Origin of the sequence: Bacillus sp. FSL K6-1218 (genome assembly GCF_038006445.1) — a bacterium.
GTDB classification, from domain to species: Bacteria; Bacillota; Bacilli; order Bacillales; family Bacillaceae_G; genus Bacillus_A; species Bacillus_A thuringiensis_S.
Map to the genome: position 1 here is coordinate 4980170 of NZ_JBBOVE010000001.1, position 25608 is coordinate 5005777.

Genomic DNA, 25608 nt, shown 5'->3' on the forward strand with positions numbered 1-25608 from the left:
ACTAGCCTATAGTTTAACGGAAGATGTATAAGTTATTAACATATCTGTTAACACATCTCTAAGTAGTTCTGGCATATAATATTGTTTGCTAGAAAGTGTGGATAGCTCTGGGTATAAGTATCCAAACGTAAACATATCAATTGTTCCTACTGTATATATACGGTCTAACTCCAGCGATTCGCCGTTAATCAATACATCTTCTAATAAAATTTTATTCCCAGGAATCGTATCTGGAATTACTTCTACACCAGCGTAAATCATTTTCCCCATCACTTTCCCCCGAAATCCGAATCCTTTCACCTCAAGATTCTCCATATTCGGTTTACGTGCTTTCAAAATAACTTCTCTTAATATCTTTCCTGGAACTTTCAAAGCACACGGATTAATTGGATGTGGACAAATTCTGTGAATATCTCCGCGCGTTACAACACCCTCTTCTAATCCTTCAAGAAGTACACCAGCATTCACCATTCCAATTTCTGCACCGCACCATGTTTTCAGCGCACTTGCTAACATATGAGAAAACGGCGTCTCATGAAACCAATCAACCGGTAATGACTCTTTTAAATGAACGACAGGCTCTGCCATTATATGCTTACTTTCTTCCTGCAGTATTTCAATTGTGGATAACAGCTCGCTATAAGCCCCTAACCGTTCCGTCTTAATTGCTCTACCGTCTTTTTTCAGTAATTTCTTCGTCTCTATATCCACAGTAAGCTGTACGTGACCAACGTAACGCCCCCACTTTTCACAACAACAAAGTAACGTATTATTCATAAGAACGCCACGCTCAAATAAATGATGCGTATGTGCCCCTAAAATAACATCTATATCATAATGCTCTGCCATATACTCATCCATGCTTTTTCCAAGATGAGAAAGGACAACTGTAATATGAGCCTCATCTCGCACTTCTTCTAAAATAGACTCTAAATGGATAAGCGGATCTTCAATATGCCAATCGAGCATATGATAAAACTCTGGATAAGCTACCGTTAACCCGATAAAGGCAATCGTAATCCCATCTGTCGTTGTATGTAATTTATAAGGCTTTGCCCACTCCGGACGTACACCTTCTTTTTCAAATAAATTCGCGACAAGCACCTCAAATCCAGCCTCATCATATAGACGATTCAAATGCTCCTTCGCTAACGTAATTCCTTCATTATTTCCGATCGTTACATAATCATATAACGCCTCATTTAAAAGCTTCGTATTGCCAAGTCCATTCGTCGCTTCCGAAATACTATGAAAACGATCCACATGATCGCCGATATCAACCGTCAAAACGGTCTCTCCCGCTTCCTGTCTTCGCTTTTTCTCTCCCTGTACAAACCGAGAAATTTGCGGCCAATTTTCAAAATGACTATGTATATCGTTTGTATGATAAAGGTGGATGATTGTTTCTTTATTTATATTCAGAGAAAAAACCTCCTCTCAGTTCCTTACTGCCATTTACGCTATGCGCACACAATAATCCTGTAAATATTTTTCGTCTTTTCTTGCTATTTTACATTGTACTCGCATTGTGAGAAAAAGCAAAAGATTGTCCTTTTCATATGAGAAACTTTATTTTTTTAGTTGTTGAATTCATTGCTAGAAGGGGGATTTTTCAAAAAGTTTAATATAAAATTCAGTGGTTGATTGTTCAAGTGGATTTGTCAGTATCTTTGTCTTAAACCTAGTCGTTCTCTGTTCTTATAAAATGTTTGGGGTATGTGAGGATTTTCTTTTGTCTTACTTTGTCAACAAATCGATATTCCTTGTCGAAACGTTGATATATTGAAATAATCGTTGATATATTCCCGTTTATGATCGATATACTTGAAAAATCGTTGATATATTTAGCTGAACACCCACCTGGGTATCCTCTACCAAACCAAGACAAATCCGCAAAACAAAAAAGCGCCCTGCACAGCAGGGCGCTTTCTTCATACATATATTAGCCGATAGAACCTTCCATCTCAAACTTGATTAGGCGGTTCATTTCAACTGCGTATTCCATTGGAAGTTCGCGAGTGAATGGCTCAATGAAGCCCATTACGATCATTTCTGTAGCTTCTTGCTCAGAAATACCGCGGCTCATTAGGTAGAATAATTGTTCTTCTGATACTTTCGATACTTTCGCTTCGTGCTCAAGTGAAACGTAATCGTTTTTGATTTCGTTGTAAGGAATTGTATCAGATGTAGATTGGTTATCCATGATTAACGTGTCACACTCGATGTTAGAGCGAGAGTTTTTCGCTTTTGGTCCGAAGTGTACGATACCACGGTAAGTTACTTTACCACCATGCTTCGCAATCGATTTAGAAACGATTGTTGAAGACGTGTTTGGTGCTAAGTGAATCATTTTCGCACCAGCATCTTGGTGTTGGCCTTTACCAGCAATCGCGATTGATAATGTTAAACCACGAGCGCCTTCGCCTTTTAAGATAACTGCTGGGTATTTCATCGTTAATTTAGATCCGATGTTACCATCAATCCATTCCATCGTCGCGTTTTCTTCACAAACCGCACGTTTTGTAACTAGGTTGTATACGTTGTTCGCCCAGTTTTGGATTGTTGTATAACGGCAATACGCATCTTTTTTAATGATGATTTCTACTACCGCACTGTGAAGTGAGTTAGTAGTGTAAACAGGTGCTGTACAACCTTCTACGTAGTGTACATGTGCGCCTTCGTCTACGATGATAAGCGTACGCTCGAATTGTCCCATATTTTCAGAGTTAATACGGAAATACGCTTGAAGTGGTGTATCAACTTTAATACCTTTTGGAACGTAGATGAATGATCCACCAGACCAAACTGCAGAGTTTAATGCAGAGAATTTGTTGTCTGTTGGTGGGATTACTTTTCCGAAATGCTCACGGAAAATATCTTCGTTCTCTTTTAATGCGCTATCTGTATCTTTGAAGACGATTCCTAGAGCTTCTAGGTCTTCTTTCATGTTGTGGTATACAACTTCAGATTCGTACTGTGCAGATACACCAGCTAAATATTTTTGCTCAGCTTCTGGAATACCTAATTTATCAAATGTTGCTTTAATTTCATCAGGTACTTCATCCCAAGACTTCTCAGATTTCTCAGATGGTTTTACGTAGTACGTAATTTCATCGAAATCTAAGTCGTTTAAGTCGCCGCCCCATTGTGGCATTGGCATTTCATAGAACTTATCCAGTGATTTTAAACGGAAGTCTAACATCCACTGTGGTTCTTCTTTCATACGTGAAATCTCTTCAACGATCTCTTTTGTTAAACCGCGTCCAGCACGGAAAATCGAAACGTCTTTGTCTTTGAAACCATATTTGTAATCGCCGATATCTGGCAGTTGCTTCGCCATGTTGGTGTGTCCCTCCTTAGATAACCTCATTTTTAGGAACCTTTAACATTACTTATCTTCGTTTAAGCCCTTTTCTAACGCTTTCCACGCTAATGTTGCACATTTAATACGTGCAGGGAACTTGCATACGCCTTGTAATGCTTCAATATCTCCTAAATCGATGCTGTCATCGTACTCTTTTCCTAGCATCATGTCAGAGAAAATTTTCGAAAGCTGAAGTGCTTCTTCAATTTTCTTACCTTTTACTGCTTGTGTCATCATTGAAGCTGAAGACATTGAGATTGAACATCCTTCGCCTTCAAACTTCGCCTCTTGCACAATACCTTCTTCTACTTTCATCGTAAGTTGAATACGATCGCCGCAAGTTGGATTGTTCAAGTTAACAGTAACACTATCTTCTAACACGCCATTGTTACGAGGATTCTTATAATGATCCATAATAACTTGACGATATAACGTATCTAAATTATTAAATGACATTTGTGAAATACTCCTTTGTCTTGATTAGCGATTCAACAAATGTATCAATTTCTTCTTTTGTATTATATAAATAGAAGCTCGCACGTGCTGTTGAAGAAGCTTTTAGCCACTTCATAAGCGGTTGTGCACAGTGATGTCCTGCGCGAACTGCAATGCCTTCTACATCTAATACAGTCGCTACATCGTGAGGATGTACGTCTTCAATATTAAATGTAACAAGACCAGCGCGATGCTTTGGACCATAAATTGTAACGCCATCTACTTCTGATAGTCTTTCTAAAGCGTATTGCGCTAATTCATGTTCATGCTTTTCAATATTATCAAGACCGATTTCTTCTAGGAAATCAATTGCCGCACCAAGTCCGATTGCATTACCGATAATCGGTGTACCTGCTTCAAACTTCCACGGAAGCTCTTTCCAAGTAGATTCTTGTAAATCTACGAAATCAATCATTTCACCGCCAAATTCAATTGGCTCCATATTGTTCAGCAATTCTTTTTTACCATATAATACGCCGATGCCTGTAGGTCCGCACATCTTATGAGCAGATAATGCGTAGAAATCACAGTTTAAATCTTGTACATCTACTTTCATGTGAGGTGTACTTTGTGCACCGTCAACGACCATAATTGCGCCATTTTCGTGTGCGATTGCTCCGATTTCTTTTACAGGGTTAATCGTTCCAAGCACGTTTGAAACTTGCATAATAGAAACGATTTTTGTATTCGGTGTAACTGTTTGACGAACATCTTCTAAAGAAATTGTACCGTCTGGTTGAAGCGGAAGGTATTTTAAAGTTGCACCAGTTTTCTTCGCAACTTGTTGCCACGGAATGATGTTACTATGGTGCTCCATGTAAGAAATAACGATTTCATCGCCTTCTTTTACATTTTCAAGACCATAGCTAGCCGCTACTGTATTTAATGCAGTTGTCGTTCCGCGCGTGAAAATAATCTCTTCCATTGATTTCGCGTTAATAAACTTGCGAACTTTCTCGCGTGCACCTTCATACGCGTCGGTAGCTTTCGTACCGAGCGTATGAACACCGCGATGCACGTTAGAATTATATTCTTTATAGTAACGTTCTAACGTTTCAATGACTTGAATTGGTTTTTGAGAAGTTGCTGCACTATCGAAATATACAAGTTGTTTGCCGTTCACTTTTTGATCAAGAATTGGAAACTGTTTGCGTATTTCATGAATATTCATTAGCGAACTTTCCTTTCAATTACCTCAACAAGCTGTGCTTTTACTCCTTCAATTGGAAGCTCATTTACTACAGGTGCTAAGAATCCATGGATGACTAAACGTTCTGCTTCGCGTTTTGGAATACCACGGCTCATCAAGTAGTATAATTGGTACGGATCTACGCGACCTACTGAAGCTGCGTGACCTGCCATTACATCATCTTCGTCGATTAAAAGAATTGGGTTTGCATCCCCACGAGCTTTCTCATCTAACATAAGAACGCGAGAAGATTGTTGTGCATTTGATTTAGATGCACCGTGTTCAATCTTACCAATTCCGTTAAAGATAGATGTTGCACTATCTTTTTGTACACCGTGTTTTAAAATCCAACCTTCAGAGTGTTTACCGAAGTGAACAACTTTAGTTGTAAAGTTTTGTGTTTGGTTACCACGGCCAATTGTTACTGTTTTCGTATCAGCATATGAACCGTCGCCCATTAAGTTTGTAACGTTCTCTGAAATTGTATTTCCGTCATTCATAAGGCCTAGAGCCCAATCAATGCGGCCGTCGCGTCCAACAACACCGCGGCGGTTAACGTAAGTTGTTACGTCTTTTGCTAATAGATCAACTGCACCAAATTTAACTTGTGCGCCTTGTTCCACGATTACTTCTGCTACGATATTTGCAATACCTTTAGCATTTTCATTTGCAACATAGTTTTCTACATAAGTTGCAGTACTGTTCGCATCAGCTACGAATAATACGTGGTTATATACGTTAGCTTCTTCGCCGTCTACTAAGAATACAGCTTGAAGTGGAGTTTCAAGAACAACGTTTTTCGGAACATATACGAATGCACCGCCGTTGATTAATGCAGCATGAAGTGCAGTTAAACGATGCTCGTCTACCTTCACGCCGTCTTTCATTAAATACTTTTGTAATAGTTCAGCATGCTCTGTTGCAGCTGTTACGATGTCTGTAAAAATAACACCTTTTTCTTTTGCTTCGTCTGCTAAAGAAACGAACGCAGTTGTACCAGTACGTTGTACTAATACGCTGTTATTTTCATCGATTAAGTTTTTCACTGCTTCTGGAAGCTCTGTTAAAGAACTTACAGGCTCTTGCTTAGCAGCGTCGCCTTTTCCGATAAAGTCCCATTTTTCAATTTTCGTTTTATCAGGCGTTGGCATTGGAAGTTCTGTTGCTTGTGCAAGAGCTTGTAAGCGGAACTCAGTCAACCAAGCAGCTTCGTTTACTTCGCTTGCGCGCTGACGGATTGTTTCTTGATCGAAAGGTAATGTACCGATTGTCATGTTTATGCTCCTCTCTTACGCTTCTTGCTCTGCTGTTTCGTCTTCAATACCTAATTCTTTTTTAATCCAGTCGTAACCTTCAGCTTCTAGACGTTGTGCAAGCTCAGGGCCACCAGATTTAACGATACGACCGTTCATCATAACGTGAACGAAGTCTGGAGTGATGTAGTTTAATAAACGTTGGTAATGCGTAATCATTAGGCAACCGAACTCTTCGCCGCGCATTTGGTTAATACCTTTAGATACAACTTTTAATGCATCGATATCAAGACCTGAGTCGATTTCGTCTAAGATTGCGATTTTTGGCTCAATCATCATTAATTGAAGAATTTCGTTACGTTTTTTCTCTCCACCAGAGAAACCTTCGTTTAAGTAACGTTGTGCCATTTCTGGATCCATTTCTAGGAATTCCATGTTTTTATCTAATGTACGGATAAATTTCATAAGAGAAATTTCATCGCCTTCTTCACGACGTGCGTTAATTGCAGAACGTAAGAAGTCAGCGTTTGTTACTCCGCTAATTTCACTTGGATATTGCATTGCTAGGAATAGACCCGCTTGCGCGCGCTCGTCTACTTCCATTTCTAATACATCTTCACCGTCAATGATGATGCTACCTTCTGTTACTTCATACTTTGGGTGACCCATAATTGCAGAAGATAAAGTTGATTTACCTGTTCCGTTAGGTCCCATAATTGCGTGGATTTCTCCACCTTTTACTTCAAGGTTTACACCCTTTAAAATTTCTTTGCCGTCAATTGATACGTGTAAGTCTTTAACCGTTAATGTAGAACCAGCCATCTCAATACCTCCATTAATCCTATATATACATTTTAAAAATTCCTAAAACGTTCATATTCTCATTTTATTCTCATTCTAATTTTATATCAAATAAAATGATATCGCAAACGACGAAAAAAAGTAACCGTTTTTTCACAAATGTATATAAGTATTTCCTTCTCACCTTTATATGATACACCTTTCTTCTTATTTATATAAAGAAAAAAGGACCGGTAAATTCCCAGTCCTTTCCTTATAATTATTCACTTATCGGAAGTACAGCACCTTTATATTCTTTGTTAATAAAATCTTGAATTTCTTTTGAATGTAGCACTTCTACTAGCTCTTTAATTTCTTTTTTCTTCTCATCACCTTTACGAACTGCAATGATGTTTGCATACGGAGAGTCTGATCCTTCAATCGCAATTGCATCCTTCGTTGGATTTAATTTTGCATCAATTGCATAGTTCGAATTAATGAATAAAGCATCTCCCTCATTATTTTCATACAACTTCGGTGAAAGTCCAGGTTCAACATCTGTTTTAAATTTTAAGTTTTTCGGGTTTTCGACTACATCTTTTACTGTTGCCTTAACCACATCTACACCATCTTTAAGCTTAATCACGCCGCCTTTTTGTAACAATGCTAACATACGGCCTCGCTCCGCTACGTTATTACTCATAATAACTGTCCCGCCATCTGGTAAGTCTTTTAAGCTTTTATATTTCTTAGAATAAATACCCATTGGCTCTAAATGGATTTTTCCTGCGTTTACAATTTTATATCCTTTTTCTTGGATCTCCTTATCTAAATACGGAATATGCTGGAAGTAGTTCGCATCAATCTCTTTATCCGCTAACGCTTTATTTGGCAGTACATAATCTTGGAACTTTTTAATCTCTAACTTAATGCCTTTTTTCTCTAAGATTGGCTGTGCTTTCTCTAAAATAACAGCGTGCGGCACGTTAGAAGCTCCAACAACAAGCTTATTCTCTTCTTTTCCTCCGCAAGCAGCTAATGTAAATACAGACAGCGCTGTAACAACTGACAATAGAATCTTTTTCATATGATGTCCCCTTCTCCCCTATAGTTATGTAGTTATAAAAAAGCTGGCATACACCAGCCTTGTCAGCAATTATTCTTTTACAGGAACAACCGCTCCTTTATATTCTTTATTAATAAAGTCTTCGATTTCTTTAGAATGCAATACTTCTACAAGCTCTTTAATCTCTTTTTTATCTTTATCACCTTTACGAACCACTAATACGTTTGCGTATGGAGAATCATCACCTTCAATTGCAATTGCATCTTTTTCTGGGTTTAATTTCGCATCAATTGCATAGTTCGAGTTAATTAAAACAGCGTCGCCTTCTTTATTGTTATACACTTGTGGTAACAAACCTGGCTCAATGTCCGTTTTAAACTTTAAGTTTTTCGGGTTATCTGCAATATCTTTTGGAGTTGCACTAACTGGATCTACTCCGTCTTTAATTTTTAAAATGCCTTCTTTTTGTAAAATTGCTAAACCACGTCCATGGTCAGTAACAGAATTACTCATAATGATTGTCGCCCCGTCTGGAAGTTCTTTTAAGCTCTTATATTTTTGAGAGTATACACCAATTGGTTCTAAATGAATTTTTCCTGCTATTTCAAAGTCATATTTTTTATCTTTAATTTCTTTCTCTAAATACGGAATGTGCTGGAAGTAGTTTGCATCTAAATCCTTATCCGCTAATGATTTATTTGGTAATACGTAGTCTTGGAATTTTTTAATTTCTAACTCAATTCCTTTTTTCTCAAGTAACGGTTTTGCCTTTTCTAAAATTTCAGCGTGCGGTACGTTAGAAGCACCAACAACAAGTTTCTTTTCATCTTTATCTTTCCCGCCACAAGCCGCTAACCCAAAAATTGAAGTTGAAATAAGTGCCGTAATTAATAATTTTTTCATTTGAAACATCCTCCCGTTTTTTATTATCGTTTATCTATTCGAGTCGTTAAACTATCACCAATCCACTGGATTAAAAATACAACTAGTAATACACAAATTGTCGCAACAATTGTTACATCGTTATTCCCTCTCTGGAATCCTTCTAAGTAAGCAAGTGTTCCAAGGCCACCAGCACCAACAACTCCCGCCATTGCTGTATAGCCTACTAAAGCAATTGTCGTAACCGTAATACCAGATACTAATGCTGGTAATGATTCTGGAATTAACACTTTCAAAATAATTGTGCTTGTTTTTGCTCCCATTGCTTTTGAAGCTTCAATTACACCTTTATCAATTTCGCGAAGTGCAATTTCAACCATTCTCGCGTAGAATGGTGCCGCTCCAATAATTAAAGCCGGCAGAGCTGCACTTGCTCCAAGAATTGTTCCAAGAAGAATCTTTGTGAATGGAATTAATAAAATAATTAAAATGATGAACGGTATCGAACGGAATATATTTACGAATGCTCCAATCACCGTATTAATTGATTTATTTTCCCATAAATTATCTTTTGCTGTCATGAAGAGTAACAATCCTAAAATTAGTCCTAAAACAAATGTCGCAAGAGCTGCGATTGCCGTCATATATAACGTTTCACCAGTTGCTTCTAACATTTGATTCCAATCAATATTTGCGAGTAACTTATCCATGTGCAATCACCTCCAGCTCTACTTGATCTTGATGAATTCCTTCTATTGCTTGCTGGATCGCTATTTCCTCACCATTTAAATGAACAATTAAACTACCGTAAGAACCATTATTCGTTTGTGCGATATTCCCTTGCAAAATGCTAACTTCTATATCACTGCGTTGCATTAATCGTTGAAGCACTGGCCTTTCTACAGCCTCACCGATAAACTGCAAACGAATTACTTTTCCATCTGGATATTTTTCAATTAAACTTTCAATCGTTTCATTTGTATCTTCAGAATCTGTTAACTGCTGTACAAATCGTTTCGTAATATCTTGCTTCGGATTACGGAATACATCAAGTACTGGACCCGTTTCTACAATCTTTCCTCTCTCCATTACCGCCACTCGGTTACAAATCTTTCGAATTACGTGCATCTCATGTGTAATGAGTACAATTGTTAAACCAAGGCGCTTATTAATATCTAATAGTAAATCCAAAATTTGATCTGTCGTTTCTGGATCAAGAGCTGACGTTGCTTCATCACATAAAAGCACTTGTGGATTGTTAGCTAATGCTCTTGCAATCCCGACGCGTTGCTTTTGTCCTCCGCTCAGCTGAGATGGGTATGCGTCTCCTCTTCCTTCTAATCCAACAAGATGAATTAATTCATCAACACGTTTTCTTCTCTTCGCTTTATCAACACCTGCAATTTCAAGTGGAAACTCTATATTTTCACGTACAGTTCGTGACCAAAGTAAGTTAAAGTGCTGAAAAATCATTCCGATTTCTTGCCTTGCCTTACGAAGTTCACTTCCTGTAATTGCTGATATAACACGATTGGCAATTGTAATTTGGCCAGAAGTCGGTTTCTCTAACTGATTAAACAATCTAATTAAAGAACTTTTTCCAGCGCCGCTATATCCGATAACACCAAATATTTCGCCTTTTTCTATTTTCAAATTGGCGTTATCTACAGCAGTGACATCACCGCTTTTCGCCTTATATATTTTCTTTACATTCTCTAATAGAATCATGATGTTCACCCCTTTTTTATTTTGATCGACTCCGCAATTTTTTATGTTTAATGCGTGTAGTCCACCGTTATTACTACTTTTATTATTTGAATGTCCTCCACATTCAAACAATAAAAAAACCTTTCTGCTTTAGAGAAGCAGAAAGGTTTATGTGCGTATATAACAACATTATCCCTCTCTCTCATCTCTCAAAGCATTTGCTTTGCAGGAATTGGCACCATTTCAACATAAGTTGACGGTTGCCGGGCTTCACAGGGCACAGTCCCTCCACCTCTCTTGATAAGAGAAATCAGATTCAATTTTCGTCTGATTTGTAATTTATGAAATTATCTATATTTTATGAATTGAATTGTATCAATATCCAAACATCATGTCAACAGAAATTTTCGCAAAAAATGAACCTTCAGAATTTTAAGCACCTACTGACATCGGTTTACATATATGAAACATCGATTCGACTAATAGCATCGTTCGATACGTTCCCGAATACTGTACACGTCCATCGTTCATTAACATTTGCAATCGTACATTTCCATTAACCAATTGTTCTATATCCTTTTCGTCTAAGCAAATGATTTGTTCCGTTCCTCTTTCCTCATGTACCAGCTCTATATAATCTCTTGAAATTTGTAACGAACAACTTTCATCTCCCAAACGGAAATTAACAGTTTTTTCCTCTCGTCTTAAAAGCGGTTCTAAATGATATTGACCATTAGCGTAATTTACAAATGATTGAAGCAAAGAATATAATCTCACCCTAAATCACATCCTTCATATCACTTTCTATTACATACCATTCCCTCTCACTAAAGAGCAATCCTGTTATTTTCGCTCGACAAATACTGTATCCATCCTGCATCTCGACATATTTCCCAAGAAATATGTCGAGGCGGCAAAAATTTTGCCGCCTACTTTAATTCCGTATATAAATATTCAACCGAATGAAATGCGTATATCTTCTTCATCAGTGTCCCATTTTCAAAAACAAGTAAACAAGGTACACTTTCAATCCCATACTCTTTCGCTAAATGCGGAGCATAATTTAAATCTAACATCCCAATTTTCAACTCTTCAATTGTCATCTCAACGACTGTTAACATCTTTTTTGCTAATTGGCATGTTCCACACATTGGAGTATATACATATAATACTGTTTTTTCTTCGTTCTCTATTAGGGCTGTAGCTTCGGCTCCTGTCCAATCAATCACTTCTATCATTCCTTACCGTAAATATTCTGTATAAACGTCAATGTCGGCTCCCCATAATACATTTGCTAAGTGTGTAGATGGCGCAGTTGCCACTTCTCGGTACGAGCGATCAATATAGATATGCTCGGCTTGCGGAAATTCTTTTCGAAATTGTTTCCTTAACTTTTCTCCAGCATCATCAGCATCCACTAGCACATACACTTCCTTATCAAAAAACTGATCAACGAGCTCATCCATTTTCGACAAACCAATTGTACCATTTGTACAAACAATTTCCACCGGTTCACGAATAATAGATTCAATCTTTCTTCTATCTGATGTACCTTCTACAATAATGACTTTTTCTACATAAATCATATGTCATCACCCGATCACCATATACTATATAACCTTGAACTTAGTATATAGTATATTCGTTATTTTCATGTTGTTTCCTGTTTATTTTTGCAAAAGAAAAGCGGAAGCGGCTCGTTCAGAACAGAAGGGCATTGGAACTCCTGAACTAGAGGCGCTTTTTGCCTCAAGTGAAGGAGTGAAATGACCGACTGTTCTAGCCGCTGGAGCTAGACAATGAAAAGCGGAAGCGGCTCGTTCAGAACAGGAGGGCACCCGAACCCCTGAACTAGAGGCGCTTTTTGCCTTGTAGGAAGAAGCGAAGCCACCGAACAATCTAGCCGCTGGAGCTGGATCATAAAGAAAAGCGGAACCGACTGTTTAGTCCTGTTGACTAAAGTTCTTTCGCACAGAAAACGCTTTTTTGTCTTCTCGTGCGGAAGGTTCTTAGACATGAAAAGCAAAAACGCCTACACCTGCATAAAGATTAAGCGAAAAAGTTTTTTCAAAAAACGTTCTCCTACACGATAATTAGTATATGATTCTACATTCATTATTTTACACAAAATAAAAAAGGACAGCACAAAGGCTGTCCTTTAGTCGACTATAATTAGTCTTGGTTTGTCATTTCTGCATATTTTTCTGCAGTTAATAACTTCTCAACTTGGCTTGCATCAGAAAGTTCAACTTTAACCATCCATGCACCCTCGTATGGAGATTCGTTAACAAGTTCTGGTTGGTCACTTAATTCTTCGTTTACTGCTACAACTTTACCGCTTACAGGTGCGTATAACTCAGAAACTGTTTTAACAGATTCTACGCTTCCGAATGGCTCGTTAGCTTCGATTGTTGCACCTACTTCAGGAAGTTCAACGAATACGATATCGCCTAGCTCACCTTGTGCAAAGTGAGTGATACCGATAACAACTTCATTACCTTCAGTTTTTACCCATTCGTGTTCTTCAGAGTAACGTAAATTATTTGGAATGCTCATGACTGTACCTCCAGTGAATGTATTAATTATGTAAAAATACCTTATTGGTACTTTTTCCACACACTTTCAAACTGCTCTTCGTTAAAACCAAGTGTTACATTCGTTCCATCTGTTACAATTGGACGTTTAATCAACATGCCATCAGATGCTAAAAGCTCATACATTTCGTCTTCGCTTGCATCTTTCAACTTATCTTTTAGACCAAGTTCACGGTAACGCATTCCACTTGTATTAAAGAATTTTTTTAATGGTAATTCACTTTTTTCATGTAAATTACGTAAATCTTCTTTTGATGGTGGATTTTCAACAATATGAATCATCTCATATGCTACATCGTTTGCCTCAAACCATTTCTTTGCCTTTTGACATGTGCCACACTTTGGATATGAATAAAATGTTACTGTCATAAATTCACCTACTTTTTTACTAACCTTTACCTTTATCATATAGAAAACGTTTTATTATTTCAAACCATTATTCGCTAAACTTTTACTTATTTCGTGATAATTTTTAATAATCCTGCGAATTTTTCTTATTTTTCCGCCATTTGTTAAGAAAAAAATAAATATATAAATTTTTTAGATTCTGCACCAAACATATATCTTAAACAAGCGTTTGATTAATTCTCCATTTTTCTTTCTTAACCTTTGAACTACAGGAGTTTCTTCCTACCGAACATACAGCTTAAACAAACGTTTGATTAATTCTCCATTTCTCTTTGTTAACCATTGAGTTACATCGGTTTCTTCCTACCGAACATACAGCTTAAACAAACGTTTGATTAAAAAAATAAGAAGCCTCTTTTACAGGCTCCTTCATCATCTATTCAAATAATCTGCAATGGTTTGAAATACGACGATATACATATTATGAATACTTTCTTCTGTATTTCCACCATTCGATAAACCAACTGCCCATTGTTGTCCTTCACCACTTCCGATATTCGCAAACCCTTGCGTATACATAGCATTTACATCTTTCCGTGCACTGTTATACTCTACCCCTTTTGTAATAAAAATTGAATATGATTTATCTTGTAAACCGATAAAAAACACTGGTTTCTTTAGCGATGAAAATACATTTTTATACTGCTCTGTTGAGGCTTCTTGAAAGTGATCTTTCATTATTAGAAAACCATCCACTTCCTTTGATTTATGTTCCAGTTCCTCTAACTTCATTTCCTCAAACTTTATATTCCTAAACGTATCTTTCGGTTTTTCTCCCACAACTCCAATTACGAGTGCTCTTCCGTTATATTCTAATTTCTCTCCTTCTTTATCCTTTGCACACCCAGCAACGACTAGGCATATCAATATAAAAAATAAGAAATACGATAAACGCTTCATTTAGCACCCTCTCCTTCTTTTTAGTCAAGTGACAAAAACGTAAGGTTAATTCAAGAAAGTGTAAGTAAAATCGATAGCCCAATTCACGTTTCTATATTATAATCAATTGAATTTACTTACATTACTAAACATAGGAGATCAACATGAAGAAATTTAAACTTTCATCTTTTCTTCCGTTAAGTTATATACTTCTACTCGTGCTCGTAAGTCCCCTTTACGACGTATTAAATAAATCGACTGTTCACGCAGTAGACGTTACAACTGTAGTAGATGATTGGATTCCATTTGTAAAAGCATTTATTATTCCTTATTTACTTTGGTTTCCATACTTATACGGCGCACTTATTTATTACTGCTTTGCTGACCGAAAGCAATATTATGTCACTTTAAGTAGTGTTATTTTTGGAAAGCTTGCTTGTTTTTCTATTTATTATTTTTGGCAAACAACTGTACCGCGTCCGACTGTCGTTGGAACAGATGTATTTTCTGAACTAGTTCGCTATATTTATAGTATCGATCAACCGGTAAACTGTTTCCCTAGCATTCACGTTCTTACTACATTTGTAATTATGTTAGCTGCCTTTAAGCGTAGAGAACAGCATGCTTTTGAATATTACATCCTTACTTTCTTCGGTACACTTATTATTTTATCAACGTTATTTACGAAGCAGCATGCCTTTGTAGATGCCGTTTCTGGAATGACGCTTGCAAGCATACTTTACTTCGGCGTTCAACTCTTATTGGCCAAAGAACCAATAAGAGTTCCAGTAAAACAAAATCATAGAATGTAACATGACAAAAAAGCAGACTGTGGCTTCTCAGTCTGCTTTTATCTATTATTAAGGAGATTTTCAATTTAAGATTGCGGTACAGTCATATCACCAGAATGAATACGACCTGCTTTTTTAAGAGCAATGTAAAGTATATAAGAAACAGCTACTGGAATGACGATATAAGTAATTACCATCGCCGGGAGAACTTCCCATCCTTCGCTGGAAATTAAATTAATTGGTGCGATAAGAGAACTTAATCCAAGACCTGCAATTTCCTTTCCTGCTTCCAGTTGGAAAATTAATGCTGATACTGGACCGACTATAGCACTGGCGACGACAGTTGGAACGAGAATCATCGGGTTTTTAGTGATATTTGGCAACTGTACTTTCGGAGTACAAAGTGCTTGAGCTAATATGCCACCTAAATTGTTTTCTTTCGCTGAGATGACAGAGAATCCGATAAACTGAGCGACGCATCCAGCAAGAGCAGCACCACCTGCAACACCGTCTAAGCTAAGTGCAATTGCTAACGCAGCTGATGAAGCTGGAGAGATAAGTAATAGCCCCCAAACGACTGCAATGACGATAGAAGCAATAAACGGACTACCAGCTGAGCTATCTTTAATAAACGCTCCAACTGCATTTAAAACAGGAGTAATATTATGAGATAACCAAATACCAACTAAACCAGAACCTAATATTGCTGCAAATGGAACGAGCATCATATCTAACGCAGTTTTTCCGCTTAAACGTTTACCAATATATACAGCTAAAGTTGCTGTTAATAATGCACCGATTGGCTCACCTGTTTTAATAATTAGACCAGCTTCAGTAATTGAAATGGATCCGGCACCAATCGCTCCGGCTACCATCGCCGAGAAGATTACAAGACCGTTTGCACCGAGCATAAAAGCAATTCCGGCACCAATTGCCGGTGCCATTAGTGATTTTGCAACAACTCCGATTGTAATAAGTAATGGTATATCAACAATTCTTCCTATATTTTCGATCAGTAAACCAATTCCGAGGGATACGAAAATACCTTGTGCGATTCCAGCAGATGCTTTAAATACACGAGACATTATATATTCCTTCATTTGTTTCACCTTCTTCTATAAGTTAGTAACCAATTGTTTTCATATAATCACGTAAAATATCGTTTGATTTTGCGAATCGAGATTCTTCATCCTCTGTTAAATTGAGTTCTACAACTTCTCTTATACCATCTCTAGTAATAATAGCTGGTACTCCTGTACAAATATCATATTCACCGTACTCACCATCTAAAATGGCTGATACAGCAATGACACGGTGATCATCATTAAAGATTGAACTCGCAATATATGCTAGAGAATTTCCAATCCCGTAATAAGTAGTTCCTTTACGTTTATAAATTTCCCAGCCAGCTTTTGCAGTCTTCTCAACAATTTCATCTAAATCTATTTCACCAAATCGTTCTTTTTGTTCTTCTAAAATTTGCAGAATTGGCTTTCCACCAACAGTTACATGAGACCAAGCAACCATTTGAGAATCACCATGTTCTCCTAATGAATACCCATGAATACTACGAGGATCTACATGTAGCATTTCAGATAAAATTGTTCTTAAGCGAGAAGAATCTAGTGATGTACCAGTACCGATTACGCGATTTCTAGGTAATCCAGATAATTTCCACACTTCATATGTAATAATATCAACTGGGTTCGATGCAAGTAAGAAAATACCATCAAATCCACTTTCCATTACGCCGCCAACAACACTTTCCATAATCTTCGCACTCGCTCCTAAAGTATCTAAGCGACTTTGTCCAGGTTTTGGTGCTGGCCCTGCTGTAATAATAACAATGTCCATATCTTTGCAGTCTTCATAGCTTCCTGCATATACTTTTGTTCTTGTATTTGTAAAGTTAATGCAATGTGATAAATCCATTGCTTCCCCAACTGCACGTTCATGATTTATATCAATTAATAATAGCTCTTCGCAAATACCTTGATTCACAATAGAATACGCACAACTTGATCCAACTAATCCAGTACCGATAATTGCAATTTTTCTTGTATGTCTTTTCATAGCAATCTCTCCTAATTGATCATATAATCTATTTCTTTTGCTCTTTACACTCCTAATTATAGAGGTTCTCACGATAGAAACCATGGATACTTTGTGAAATATTGATCAAAGTGTTTGTCCTTTTTGTGAATTGTCATATTCCATTTTCGTCATATTTGTTACAACTGGAAAAATATTTATTTTATATTTATTGACATGCTCAAAACAAAAAACGAGCGACTTCATTCGCCCGTTTTTTGTCATCCCGTTATTCCGCACTTAATTGACTTTTTAATTGCTGCACAATCATTGGATTCGCAGGTGCTGCCGGTTTGTAATAACTTTTTTGCTTTGCGTACTCATACATATTACGTTGGCGCATCTCATCTTGATTACGAATTTGAATTAACGTTTGATGTAACTGCTCATTATCAGACTGAGCAATATAATTTGCATAGCTTGTTAAACTTGCATTTAATCCTGCTAAATAATCATTTACCATATCTTTTTCATTCATGTTCCGCTTCCTCCTATCCTAGGAAAGTCATTAATTGCTGTTTCGTATTTCGTGCATCTTGCGCATCCTTTTGTAACATTTGTTTCAATTGTGGATCTGTACACGTTTGTGCATACTGCTCCAACTTGTTAATAATTGTTGCGTGTCCACCGATCAAATGACGTAAATTTTCTACTTCAAGCTCTGTTAAATTTTGCATGGAATACTCCTACCTTTCTTCTTTCATTCTTCTTTAGTATTCTGTTTTTTTCAAATCGTATTCATTAAAAAGCTTTCTTACATTTCAAATCCATCACATCTATTTATAAATACAAATAAATGTTATAATTACAGAAAAATACAATTCCCCCCCTTATGTTACCTTGATAATTTACAAATATATTAAGAAGAGGTGCCTATGCAAAGAACATTTAAAGTTATCTTTTTCATCATTTACACTATCCTATATATAAAATTACTAATTGATGTATTAACTTTAAAACCACTATTCACCTCTATACCTTTACATATGTTATTTCTCATTTGTTTTCTATTTTTCGCACTTAAAGATTATAAAAATCGTAACACTACATTTTTCTTACTATTTATTAGTGCGACTCTATTAGTAAGTATTAGTTTAATTAAAAATACCCTTTTATAAACTTTACACACTAAACACAAAGGAGCAATGATTATGAAAATCCACGACTTTCTTACAAAAAGCCAAGAAACTTATGATTCTGATCCAAGCCAAGACCCTTTCGTATTTACGTTTTTCAATTTCGTATTAGCAATATATACATTTCTAAAACCTGCTAAATAATCATTTAAGTAAAAAGAGCCTCTAAACGATTAGAGGCTCTTTTTACTTAAATTCCTTTCCGCTTCTTCAATCGCCCGTTGCATTTGTATTAACGGATTTTCAATCATTTTCCCATGTCCTGTCGCCAATAAAGACGGCTTATACTCCAGCAATTTCTGCGCGCTTGCTAATGAAACTTCTGCATCCCACGTACCAAACATAGGAAACGGGAAAAGCCACTTCAACTGTCCTGCTACCGCTAATCCTCCTCTCGTTTGAAACGCATCTCCAACAATGAGTGCATCATTTCTTGTGTCTAAAAACGCCATTGATCCCGGTGTATGACCTGGAGCTCCAATCGCTACAAGAGAACCAACTTTATCTCCCTCTTGAAGAAGAATATCTGGAATCGTCTTTATCTTTTTTGACACACCCACTTTTACCTGCTTGCCTGGTTCTCCTAATTGCAATGACAAATCTCCTTCAAGTAAACTTGCATCTCTCTTAGAAATATAGACTGGAACATCGGGCATCTCTTGCTTTATCGCATCAAGTGCTCCTACATGGTCATCATGCGCATGTGTAATAACGATATTCGTAATCGGTTTTCCTATTTTCCGAGCTGATTGTAAAATCTTCTTTGCACAAATCGGTAAAGCCGCATCAATTAAAGTTAATCCTGTCTCTTCTTCAACGAAGTAACAGTTAATTGGAAATAGACGCGGTAAAAATGCGATTTGATGAACTGTTTCTACGCTTATTACCTTCATCTTCTTTACCTCCATAAAAAGAGCTGTTTACACATACATATGTAATACAGCTTTATTCAAGAATTCAGCAATAAAAAACCAGTAGCCAATCGGCTACTGGTTCTCTTTCATCTATTAAACTGTATAACGCTCATCTTCTAAAATTTTCGCAGCGATTTCACGTTTCTTTGGAATTACGTTAAGTGGTGTGTGGCGAGTTAATTTACGTAATGATGATAACATCATGCGCAGCATGTCGCCGTTTTCAACTGCGATAAGTGTTTCTTTCGCATCTGCTTCGATTTCGTTAAATGCTTCTTGGCAGAATACTTCAGTGTATAACACTTTTTGTTTATTCTTTTCAAGACCAGTTGTTTTAATTGCTTTTTCTGTACGAAGAACAGCTGATTCCATTGCGTATAGGTTACTTACGATGTCAGCGATATTCACAAGAATTTCTTGCTCTTTATCTAATGCTTTACCGTATTTTTGAGCCGCTAATCCAGCTACCATTAAACCAATTTTCTTCGCATTAGTTACTAAATACTTTTGAAGTGCTAATGGCTCATCGCCTACTTCTTCTGGCATCATCATCATTAACTCTTCTTGTAATTTTTGTGCTTTTTGAAGAAGTGGTAATTCACCTTTCATCGCTTTACGTAAGAACGTACCTGGTACGATTAGGCGGTTAATTTCGTTCGTTCCTTCGAAAATACGGTTAATACGAGAATCGCGGTACATTCTTTCAATCTCGTACTCTGCCATAAATCCGTAACCACCGTGAATTTGAACACCTTCATCTACTGTATAATCTAGTACTTCAGAACCGAATACTTTATTTAAAGAGCACTCGATTGCATATTCAGCGATAGAAGCCGCTACTGCTTTACCGTCTTTTACTTCTTCTTCAGATAATGTGCTCATGCGGCTTTCGAATAAACCTACTGTACGATATACAGAGCTTTCAGCTGCATATGTTTTTGCTGCCATATTCGCAAGTTTCTCTTGAATTAATGGGAAGCGAGCGATTGGTTGCTTGAACTGTTGACGTTGGTTTGCATATTGTGCTGAAATTTCTACTGCACGTTTCGCAGATCCAACTGTACCAACACCTAATTTATAACGGCCGATATTTAAAATGTTGAAAGCGATAATATGACCTTTACCGATTTCACCAAGTAAGTTTTCTTTCGGTACTAATGCATCTTCTAAAATTAACGTACGAGTTGAAGAACATTTAATACCCATTTTCTTTTCTTCTGGGCTTGTAGATACGCCAGCATATTCTTTCTCTACGATAAATGCTGAGAAGTGCTCTCCATCAATTTTTGCATACACGATAAATACGTCAGCGAATGCAGAGTTTGTAATCCATTGTTTTTCACCGTTTAATACGTAATGTGTACCTTCTGCATTTAAACGTGCAGTTGTTTTTGCGCCTAATGCGTCAGATCCTGAACCTGGCTCTGTTAATGCGTATGCAGCTAATTTTTCACCAGTTGCAAGTAATGGTAAATACTTTTTCTTTTGCTCTTCGTTACCGAATAATACGATTGGTAACGATCCGATACCTACGTGAGCACCGTGAGTAATTGCAAAACCGCCAGCGCGAGAGAATTTCTCTGCGATTAACGCTGAGCTTACTTTATCAAGACCAATCCCGCCGTACTCTTCTGGTACGTCAGCGCCTAATAAACCAAGCTCCCCAGCTTCTTTTAAAAGACGAACAGAACGATCAAACTCATGTTGTTCTAAATATTCAAGCTCTGGAAGAACTTCATTTACGATAAAGTCCTCTGTCGTTTTTGCAATCATTTTATGCTCAGATGAAAAATCTTCTGGCGTAAACACTTGATCAATCGTAATCTCATCTACTAAAAAGCTACCGCCTTTAACCGCATTTCCTACTGTTTTTTCCATGAAAATTTCCTCCTTCATATTTTCATGAGCCGCTTCTTCCGTTTTGAAAGAAGCTGGCTCTCAATTTTATTTTTTATAAACCTTGGTTGCTTCCATTCTTTGCTTTAGCGTCGTCTCGTTCTGAGCGAACCACTTCCACTTTTTATAATCTAGTTCCAGCGGCTAGAATGTTCGGTGGCTTCGCTTCTTCCTGCAAGGCAAAGAGCGCCTCTACGTCTGAAGCTCCATCCCCCTCACATTCTGAGGGAGCCGCTTACACTTTTTTTCATAATCCAGTTCCAGTGGCTAGAACAGTCGGTCGTTTCACCCCTTCCTGTGAGGCAAAAAACGCCTCTTCGTCAGGGCTTCCAACGCCCTCCTGTTCTAAACGAACCACCTGCACTTTTTAAAGTAATTCAAATACTCCCGCTGCTCCCATTCCGCCGCCGATACACATTGTTACGATACCGAATTGTTCGTTGCGGCGTTTCATTTCGTGAATAAGAGATAGTGTTAGTTTTGCTCCTGTACAACCAAGTGGATGTCCAAGTGCGATTGCACCACCGTTTACGTTTACTTTTTCTTCATCTAAACCAAGTTCACGAATAACTTGAATTGATTGAGAAGCGAATGCTTCATTTAGTTCGAATAAGCCAATATCAGATAGCTCTAAGCCAGCTAGTTTTAATGCTTTTGGAATTGCAGCGATTGGGCCGATTCCCATTACTTCTGGTGGTACGCCAGCTACTGCAAATGAACGGAATTTCGCAAGCGGCTTCATGCCATCGCTCACTGCTTTTTCACGATCCATTAATAGTACAGATGCTGCACCGTCACTCATTTGTGAAGAGTTACCAGCTGTTACAGAACCGCGAACGTTAAATGCTGGACGTAATTTACCTAAAATGTCTAGCGACGTTTCTGCTCTTACACCTTCGTCTTGTGCGAAAATGATTGTTTCTTCTTGCAGTTTATTGTTTGATCCAACAGTACGTAACGTTACATCTACAGATACTGTTTCATCAGCGAAGTTACCTGCCGCTAATGCTTTCGCAGCGCGTTGATGACTTCTTACTGCAAATGCATCTTGCTCTTCACGAGAAATTCCATATTTCACAGCAACTTGCTCTGCTGTATGTCCCATACCCATATAATATTCTGGAGCTGCTTCTACAAGGCGACTATTCGGACGAACAACGTGTCCCATCATTGGAACTAAACTCATTGATTCTGCCCCGCCTGATAATACAGCTTCAGAGTGACCAAGCATAATACGCTCTGCTCCGTAAGCGATACTTTGTAAACCTGAAGAACAGTAACGGTTAATCGTAATAGCTGGAACATCGTAAGAAAGTCCTGCTAATCCGCCGATATTACGAGCCATATTTAAACCTTGCTCTGCTTCTGGCATCGCACAACCGAAAATTAAATCATCGATTGGTCCTTCATAATTCGCACGCTTTAACGTTTCCTTTACTACTAATGCCCCTAGATCGTCAGGACGAACTGTTTTTAATGAACCCCTCTTTGCTTTTCCAATTGGTGTTCTTGCTCCCGCAACAATGACAGCTTCTCTCATGAACGATATCTCCCCTCGTTATTAGTTACGTAATGGCTTTCCTTTTACAAGCATGTGCTGCATTCTTGCTTGTGATTTCATCTCACTCACTAAGCTAATAAATGCTTCACGTTCTACATCTAATAAATATTGCTCATCAACTTCTGTTCCGTACGGTACTTTTCCGCCCGCAATGACATATGCAAGTTTCTTCGCAATGTGAAGATCATGTTCAGAAATGTAACCTGATAAATGCATTGCTTCTGCACCAAGTACAAGAGTTGCATATCCTGTTTCACCAACAACTGGTATCTTTTTACGGATTGGTGCTTTATAGCCAGCTTCATATAAAGCAAGTGCTTTCTGTTTCGCATCATATAGTAAGTGATCACCATTCACACTAATACCGTCTTTATCGCCTAAGAAGTTGTTCGATACAGCTTCTTGTGCTGACGTAGAAACTTTCGCCATCGCTACAGATTCGAACACTTTATTCGCAACTTTTTGCAGGTCAAACTCTACACCGTTTGGCATTTTATTTAAGTGTTTAATGTATAGCTCTTTATTACCGCCTCCGCCAGGGATTAAGCCAACACCAACTTCTACTAAGCCCATATACGTTTCGCTAGAAGCTTGAATGCTAGCTGCTGGTAAACAAACTTCTGTACCTCCGCCAAGCGTCATACCATATGGTGCTGCTACAACTGGCTTAGAAGAGTACTTAATTTTCGTCATTGCATCTTGGAAGTTTTTCACAACCAACTCAATTTCAAAGTAGTTGTCATCTTGTGCTTCCATTAAGATCATTGCTAGGTTCGCACCAACGCAGAAGTTCTTCGATTGGTTACCGATAACAAGACCTTTATAATTCTTTTCTACTTCATCAACAGCGTAGTTAATCATTTGCGTAATATCCATACCGATTGCATTGCTCTTCGAATGGAATTCTAAGCAAAGGATGCCGTCGCCTAAATCGATTAAGCTCGCTCCGCTATTTTTCTTTAATACGCCATTTTTCGCTTTTAATTGTTTAAGAGAAATTGCCTTTTTATTACGTTCGATTAGCTTATATTCGCCATTATCGTAATAGTAGCTATCTCCGTTATCATGTTTGTAGAAAGTAGTGAAACCTTTCTCTACCATTTCTTTCACCCAAGTCGGAACAACTACGCCGTTTTCTTCCATCTTTTGAACGGACTTTTCAACGCCGATTGCATCCCACACTTCAAATGGCCCTTGCTCCCAGCCGAAGCCCCACTTCATCGCTTGGTCAATTGCAACGATATCGTCAGCAATCTCTTTATGAAGTTTTGCAGAGTATAAAAGAGTTGGTGTAATGATGTTCCATAACAACTCTCCTGCACGGTCTTTCGCGTATACAAGCGCTTTCAATTTATTCGCTAATCCTTTTTCTTGTTTACTTAACTCTACGGATGCAGCTTTTAATTTTTTACGCGCTTCGTATTCCATCGTTTCAGGATTTAATTCTAAAATTTCTTTTCCTTGTTTTAAGAAGAAGCCTTGACCCGTTTTACTTCCAAGCCATTTTTTCTCAAGCATGTCATGCATGAAAGCTGGTACTTTAAATACATCACGCTCTTCTTCTTGTACGTTTTCATATACGTTATTTGCAACGTGTACGAATGTATCTAAACCGACAACATCTAATGTACGGAACGTCGCGCTCTTCGGACGACCAATAAGTGGGCCTGTTACAGAATCAACTTCCCCAATGCTATAGCCGCGTTTTATCATCTCTTGAAGAGTTACTAATAAACCGTACGTACCGATGCGGTTTCCAATAAAGTTTGGTGTGTCTTTTGCGATAACAACGCCTTTTCCAAGAACGTCTTCGCCAAATAGTTTCATGAAGCTTAATACTTGTGGATCTGTTTCTTTCGTCGGTATTACCTCTAGAAGTTTTAAATATCGTGGTGGGTTAAAAAAGTGTGTGCCTAAGAAGTGTTTCTGGAAGTCGTCTGAACGACCTTCTGCCATTTTTTCAACTGAGATGCCTGACGTATTCGAGCTTACAATAGAACCCGGTTTACGAACAGCGTCTACTTTTTCAAATAATTTCTTTTTAATATCTAAGTTTTCAACTACTACTTCAATAATCCAATCTACATCAGCTAGACGCTCAAGATCATCTTCTAAGTTACCTGCTTCAATCAGTGCTAAATTTCCTTTCACTGTCAGAGGAGCTGGTTTTTGCTTTAATAATTTTTGCACAGCCGTATTACTAAAACGATTTCTCACACTTTTATGTTCTAATGTAAGTCCCTTCGCTTCCTCTTCTTTTGTTAGCGCAGGTGGTACAATATCAAGCAATAATGTCGGAATACCAATATTAGCTAAGTGTGCCGCAATCCCTGAACCCATTACGCCTGAACCTAGAACAGCAGCCTTTTTAATTTGGAACATCCAATTCTCCCCCTATTCTTGAATGAATGCTCATTCAATTTTTCGACATAAGTCGCAATCAATGAGTGAGCCTCTACTAATAAATATATGATACTGTTTAAATTTTCGCAATATATTTATTGATAAAATTTTCTGAAATAAGTATTTTTCTTTCATTTGGCTATGCTATACATGTGTATTTTCTTTGTTTAAATGCACTTTTCCTTTTTATAATCTGACG

General features: G+C 37.6%; 26 protein-coding genes and 1 riboswitch. Of the genes, 2 read left to right on the forward strand and 24 right to left on the reverse strand.

Annotation, left to right across the window (positions count from 1 at the left end):
* Positions 1 to 6 precede the first annotated feature (6 nt).
* The 16 genes from MHI26_RS25650 to MHI26_RS25725 form a co-directional block, all read right to left on the reverse strand.
* Entirely contained in the window at positions 7 to 1422 is a 1416-nt protein-coding gene (locus MHI26_RS25650; protein ID WP_267255425.1) for a bifunctional metallophosphatase/5'-nucleotidase, read from the reverse strand.
* Between the two features lie 520 nt (positions 1423 to 1942).
* Positions 1943 to 3340, reverse strand: a complete 1398-nt coding sequence (gene sufB, locus MHI26_RS25655; RefSeq protein ID WP_001118824.1) for a Fe-S cluster assembly protein SufB — start codon at positions 3338 to 3340, stop codon at positions 1943 to 1945.
* 48 nt (positions 3341 to 3388) lie between these two features.
* Positions 3389 to 3820 carry a Fe-S cluster assembly sulfur transfer protein SufU gene (sufU, locus tag MHI26_RS25660; protein ID WP_000009525.1) on the reverse strand — a complete coding sequence of 144 codons (432 nt, stop codon included), beginning with the start codon at positions 3818 to 3820 and terminating at the stop codon, positions 3389 to 3391.
* On the reverse strand, positions 3810 to 5030 hold the full coding sequence (gene sufS / locus MHI26_RS25665; protein ID WP_001020767.1) for a cysteine desulfurase SufS: 1221 nt from the start codon (positions 5028 to 5030) through the stop codon (positions 3810 to 3812). The genes sufU and sufS overlap by 11 nt, the downstream gene beginning before the upstream one ends.
* Positions 5030 to 6322, reverse strand: coding sequence for a Fe-S cluster assembly protein SufD (sufD, locus tag MHI26_RS25670; protein ID WP_000152177.1), 1293 nt, complete (start codon positions 6320 to 6322; stop codon positions 5030 to 5032). Before sufD ends, sufS begins: the two co-directional genes overlap by 1 nt.
* A 15-nt stretch (positions 6323 to 6337) precedes the next feature.
* Complete coding sequence (gene sufC / locus MHI26_RS25675) at positions 6338 to 7123, reverse strand: Fe-S cluster assembly ATPase SufC (RefSeq protein ID WP_000929162.1); 786 nt, start codon at positions 7121 to 7123, stop codon at positions 6338 to 6340.
* A 238-nt stretch (positions 7124 to 7361) separates the two neighbouring features.
* On the reverse strand, positions 7362 to 8168 hold the full coding sequence (metQ, locus tag MHI26_RS25680; RefSeq protein WP_000722400.1) for a methionine ABC transporter substrate-binding lipoprotein MetQ: 807 nt from the start codon (positions 8166 to 8168) through the stop codon (positions 7362 to 7364).
* A 69-nt stretch (positions 8169 to 8237) separates the two neighbouring features.
* On the reverse strand, positions 8238 to 9050 hold the full coding sequence (gene metQ / locus MHI26_RS25685) for a methionine ABC transporter substrate-binding lipoprotein MetQ (protein ID WP_061666023.1): 813 nt from the start codon (positions 9048 to 9050) through the stop codon (positions 8238 to 8240).
* A gap of 23 nt (positions 9051 to 9073) precedes the next feature.
* Positions 9074 to 9739, reverse strand: coding sequence for a methionine ABC transporter permease (locus tag MHI26_RS25690; protein WP_000359399.1), 666 nt, complete (start codon positions 9737 to 9739; stop codon positions 9074 to 9076).
* Positions 9732 to 10757, reverse strand: coding sequence for a methionine ABC transporter ATP-binding protein (locus MHI26_RS25695; RefSeq protein ID WP_000601779.1), 1026 nt, complete (start codon positions 10755 to 10757; stop codon positions 9732 to 9734). The genes MHI26_RS25690 and MHI26_RS25695 overlap by 8 nt, the downstream gene beginning before the upstream one ends.
* 178 nt (positions 10758 to 10935) lie before the next feature.
* Positions 10936 to 11043: riboswitch (SAM riboswitch) on the reverse strand.
* A gap of 125 nt (positions 11044 to 11168) precedes the next feature.
* Positions 11169 to 11513 (reverse strand): hypothetical protein, encoded by a 345-nt coding sequence (locus tag MHI26_RS25700; protein ID WP_001242143.1) that lies wholly within the window; start codon positions 11511 to 11513, stop codon positions 11169 to 11171.
* 152 nt (positions 11514 to 11665) lie between these two features.
* Positions 11666 to 11974 (reverse strand): thioredoxin family protein, encoded by a 309-nt coding sequence (locus MHI26_RS25705; RefSeq protein WP_002039867.1) that lies wholly within the window; start codon positions 11972 to 11974, stop codon positions 11666 to 11668.
* 3 nt (positions 11975 to 11977) lie between these two features.
* Entirely contained in the window at positions 11978 to 12322 is a 345-nt protein-coding gene (locus MHI26_RS25710) for a toprim domain-containing protein (RefSeq protein WP_000640870.1), read from the reverse strand.
* Between the two features lie 586 nt (positions 12323 to 12908).
* A complete protein-coding gene (gcvH, locus tag MHI26_RS25715; RefSeq protein WP_000026897.1) occupies positions 12909 to 13292 on the reverse strand; it encodes a glycine cleavage system protein GcvH in 384 nt (127 codons plus the stop codon).
* 41 nt (positions 13293 to 13333) lie between these two features.
* Positions 13334 to 13699: an arsenate reductase family protein gene (locus tag MHI26_RS25720; RefSeq protein WP_000218968.1), complete on the reverse strand. Its 366-nt coding sequence runs from the start codon at positions 13697 to 13699 to the stop codon at positions 13334 to 13336.
* Positions 13700 to 14110: 411 nt separating this feature from the next.
* On the reverse strand, positions 14111 to 14638 hold the full coding sequence (locus MHI26_RS25725) for a hypothetical protein (RefSeq protein WP_000826886.1): 528 nt from the start codon (positions 14636 to 14638) through the stop codon (positions 14111 to 14113).
* A 143-nt stretch (positions 14639 to 14781) separates the two neighbouring features.
* On the opposite strand from MHI26_RS25725, the gene MHI26_RS25730 reads away from it, so the two are divergent.
* Positions 14782 to 15429 (forward strand): phosphatase PAP2 family protein, encoded by a 648-nt coding sequence (locus MHI26_RS25730; protein ID WP_000713772.1) that lies wholly within the window; start codon positions 14782 to 14784, stop codon positions 15427 to 15429.
* Positions 15430 to 15494: 65 nt separating this feature from the next.
* Here the strand turns inward: MHI26_RS25730 and MHI26_RS25735 are convergent, their stop codons facing one another.
* The 4 genes from MHI26_RS25735 to MHI26_RS25750 all read right to left on the reverse strand — a co-directional run bounded on the left by MHI26_RS25735 (position 15495) and on the right by MHI26_RS25750 (position 18176).
* Complete coding sequence (locus MHI26_RS25735) at positions 15495 to 16508, reverse strand: PTS transporter subunit IIC (RefSeq protein WP_000666168.1); 1014 nt, start codon at positions 16506 to 16508, stop codon at positions 15495 to 15497.
* 22 nt (positions 16509 to 16530) lie between these two features.
* A complete protein-coding gene (locus tag MHI26_RS25740) occupies positions 16531 to 17481 on the reverse strand; it encodes an L-lactate dehydrogenase (protein ID WP_000820650.1) in 951 nt (316 codons plus the stop codon).
* A gap of 247 nt (positions 17482 to 17728) precedes the next feature.
* Positions 17729 to 17977, reverse strand: a complete 249-nt coding sequence (locus MHI26_RS25745) for a spore coat protein (RefSeq protein WP_001002987.1) — start codon at positions 17975 to 17977, stop codon at positions 17729 to 17731.
* Positions 17978 to 17990: 13 nt separating this feature from the next.
* Positions 17991 to 18176 (reverse strand): hypothetical protein, encoded by a 186-nt coding sequence (locus MHI26_RS25750; RefSeq protein ID WP_001180555.1) that lies wholly within the window; start codon positions 18174 to 18176, stop codon positions 17991 to 17993.
* A 474-nt stretch (positions 18177 to 18650) separates the two neighbouring features.
* On the opposite strand from MHI26_RS25750, the gene MHI26_RS25755 reads away from it, so the two are divergent.
* Positions 18651 to 18779 carry a hypothetical protein gene (locus tag MHI26_RS25755; RefSeq protein WP_000690679.1) on the forward strand — a complete coding sequence of 43 codons (129 nt, stop codon included), beginning with the start codon at positions 18651 to 18653 and terminating at the stop codon, positions 18777 to 18779.
* 29 nt (positions 18780 to 18808) lie between these two features.
* Here the strand turns inward: MHI26_RS25755 and MHI26_RS25760 are convergent, their stop codons facing one another.
* The 4 genes from MHI26_RS25760 to MHI26_RS25775 form a co-directional block, all read right to left on the reverse strand.
* Positions 18809 to 19528, reverse strand: coding sequence for an MBL fold metallo-hydrolase (locus tag MHI26_RS25760; protein WP_000864823.1), 720 nt, complete (start codon positions 19526 to 19528; stop codon positions 18809 to 18811).
* A 114-nt stretch (positions 19529 to 19642) separates the two neighbouring features.
* On the reverse strand, positions 19643 to 21427 hold the full coding sequence (locus tag MHI26_RS25765) for an acyl-CoA dehydrogenase family protein (RefSeq protein WP_000416287.1): 1785 nt from the start codon (positions 21425 to 21427) through the stop codon (positions 19643 to 19645).
* A gap of 385 nt (positions 21428 to 21812) precedes the next feature.
* Complete coding sequence (locus tag MHI26_RS25770; RefSeq protein ID WP_001206339.1) at positions 21813 to 22985, reverse strand: acetyl-CoA C-acetyltransferase; 1173 nt, start codon at positions 22983 to 22985, stop codon at positions 21813 to 21815.
* A 21-nt stretch (positions 22986 to 23006) separates the two neighbouring features.
* Positions 23007 to 25388 carry a 3-hydroxyacyl-CoA dehydrogenase/enoyl-CoA hydratase family protein gene (locus MHI26_RS25775; protein ID WP_061666024.1) on the reverse strand — a complete coding sequence of 794 codons (2382 nt, stop codon included), beginning with the start codon at positions 25386 to 25388 and terminating at the stop codon, positions 23007 to 23009.
* Positions 25389 to 25608 lie beyond the last annotated feature (220 nt).

Excerpts from the sequence above, each read along its gene's own strand:
- sufB (WP_001118824.1), bottom strand. The coding sequence starts at position 3,340 with ATGGCGAAGCAACTGCCAGATATCGGCGATTACAAATATGGTTTCAAA.
- sufU (WP_000009525.1), bottom strand. The coding sequence starts at position 3,820 with ATGTCATTTAATAATTTAGATACGTTATATCGTCAAGTTATTATGGAT.
- sufS (WP_001020767.1), bottom strand. The coding sequence starts at position 5,030 with ATGAATATTCATGAAATACGCAAACAGTTTCCAATTCTTGATCAAAAA.
- sufD (WP_000152177.1), bottom strand. The coding sequence starts at position 6,322 with ATGACAATCGGTACATTACCTTTCGATCAAGAAACAATCCGTCAGCGC.
- sufC (WP_000929162.1), bottom strand. The coding sequence starts at position 7,123 with ATGGCTGGTTCTACATTAACGGTTAAAGACTTACACGTATCAATTGAC.
- metQ (WP_000722400.1), bottom strand. The coding sequence starts at position 8,168 with ATGAAAAAGATTCTATTGTCAGTTGTTACAGCGCTGTCTGTATTTACA.
- metQ (WP_061666023.1), bottom strand. The coding sequence starts at position 9,050 with ATGAAAAAATTATTAATTACGGCACTTATTTCAACTTCAATTTTTGGG.
- MHI26_RS25690 (WP_000359399.1), bottom strand. The coding sequence starts at position 9,739 with ATGGATAAGTTACTCGCAAATATTGATTGGAATCAAATGTTAGAAGCA.
- MHI26_RS25695 (WP_000601779.1), bottom strand. The coding sequence starts at position 10,757 with ATGATTCTATTAGAGAATGTAAAGAAAATATATAAGGCGAAAAGCGGT.
- MHI26_RS25705 (WP_002039867.1), bottom strand. The coding sequence starts at position 11,974 with ATGATAGAAGTGATTGATTGGACAGGAGCCGAAGCTACAGCCCTAATA.
- MHI26_RS25710 (WP_000640870.1), bottom strand. The coding sequence starts at position 12,322 with ATGATTTATGTAGAAAAAGTCATTATTGTAGAAGGTACATCAGATAGA.
- gcvH (WP_000026897.1), bottom strand. The coding sequence starts at position 13,292 with ATGAGCATTCCAAATAATTTACGTTACTCTGAAGAACACGAATGGGTA.
- MHI26_RS25720 (WP_000218968.1), bottom strand. The coding sequence starts at position 13,699 with ATGACAGTAACATTTTATTCATATCCAAAGTGTGGCACATGTCAAAAG.
- MHI26_RS25725 (WP_000826886.1), bottom strand. The coding sequence starts at position 14,638 with ATGAAGCGTTTATCGTATTTCTTATTTTTTATATTGATATGCCTAGTC.
- MHI26_RS25730 (WP_000713772.1), top strand. The coding sequence starts at position 14,782 with ATGAAGAAATTTAAACTTTCATCTTTTCTTCCGTTAAGTTATATACTT.
- MHI26_RS25735 (WP_000666168.1), bottom strand. The coding sequence starts at position 16,508 with ATGAAGGAATATATAATGTCTCGTGTATTTAAAGCATCTGCTGGAATC.
- MHI26_RS25740 (WP_000820650.1), bottom strand. The coding sequence starts at position 17,481 with ATGAAAAGACATACAAGAAAAATTGCAATTATCGGTACTGGATTAGTT.
- MHI26_RS25745 (WP_001002987.1), bottom strand. The coding sequence starts at position 17,977 with ATGAATGAAAAAGATATGGTAAATGATTATTTAGCAGGATTAAATGCA.
- MHI26_RS25750 (WP_001180555.1), bottom strand. The coding sequence starts at position 18,176 with ATGCAAAATTTAACAGAGCTTGAAGTAGAAAATTTACGTCATTTGATC.
- MHI26_RS25755 (WP_000690679.1), top strand. The coding sequence starts at position 18,651 with ATGAAAATCCACGACTTTCTTACAAAAAGCCAAGAAACTTATGATTCT.
- MHI26_RS25760 (WP_000864823.1), bottom strand. The coding sequence starts at position 19,528 with ATGAAGGTAATAAGCGTAGAAACAGTTCATCAAATCGCATTTTTACCG.
- MHI26_RS25765 (WP_000416287.1), bottom strand. The coding sequence starts at position 21,427 with ATGGAAAAAACAGTAGGAAATGCGGTTAAAGGCGGTAGCTTTTTAGTA.
- MHI26_RS25770 (WP_001206339.1), bottom strand. The coding sequence starts at position 22,985 with ATGAGAGAAGCTGTCATTGTTGCGGGAGCAAGAACACCAATTGGAAAA.
- MHI26_RS25775 (WP_061666024.1), bottom strand. The coding sequence starts at position 25,388 with ATGTTCCAAATTAAAAAGGCTGCTGTTCTAGGTTCAGGCGTAATGGGT.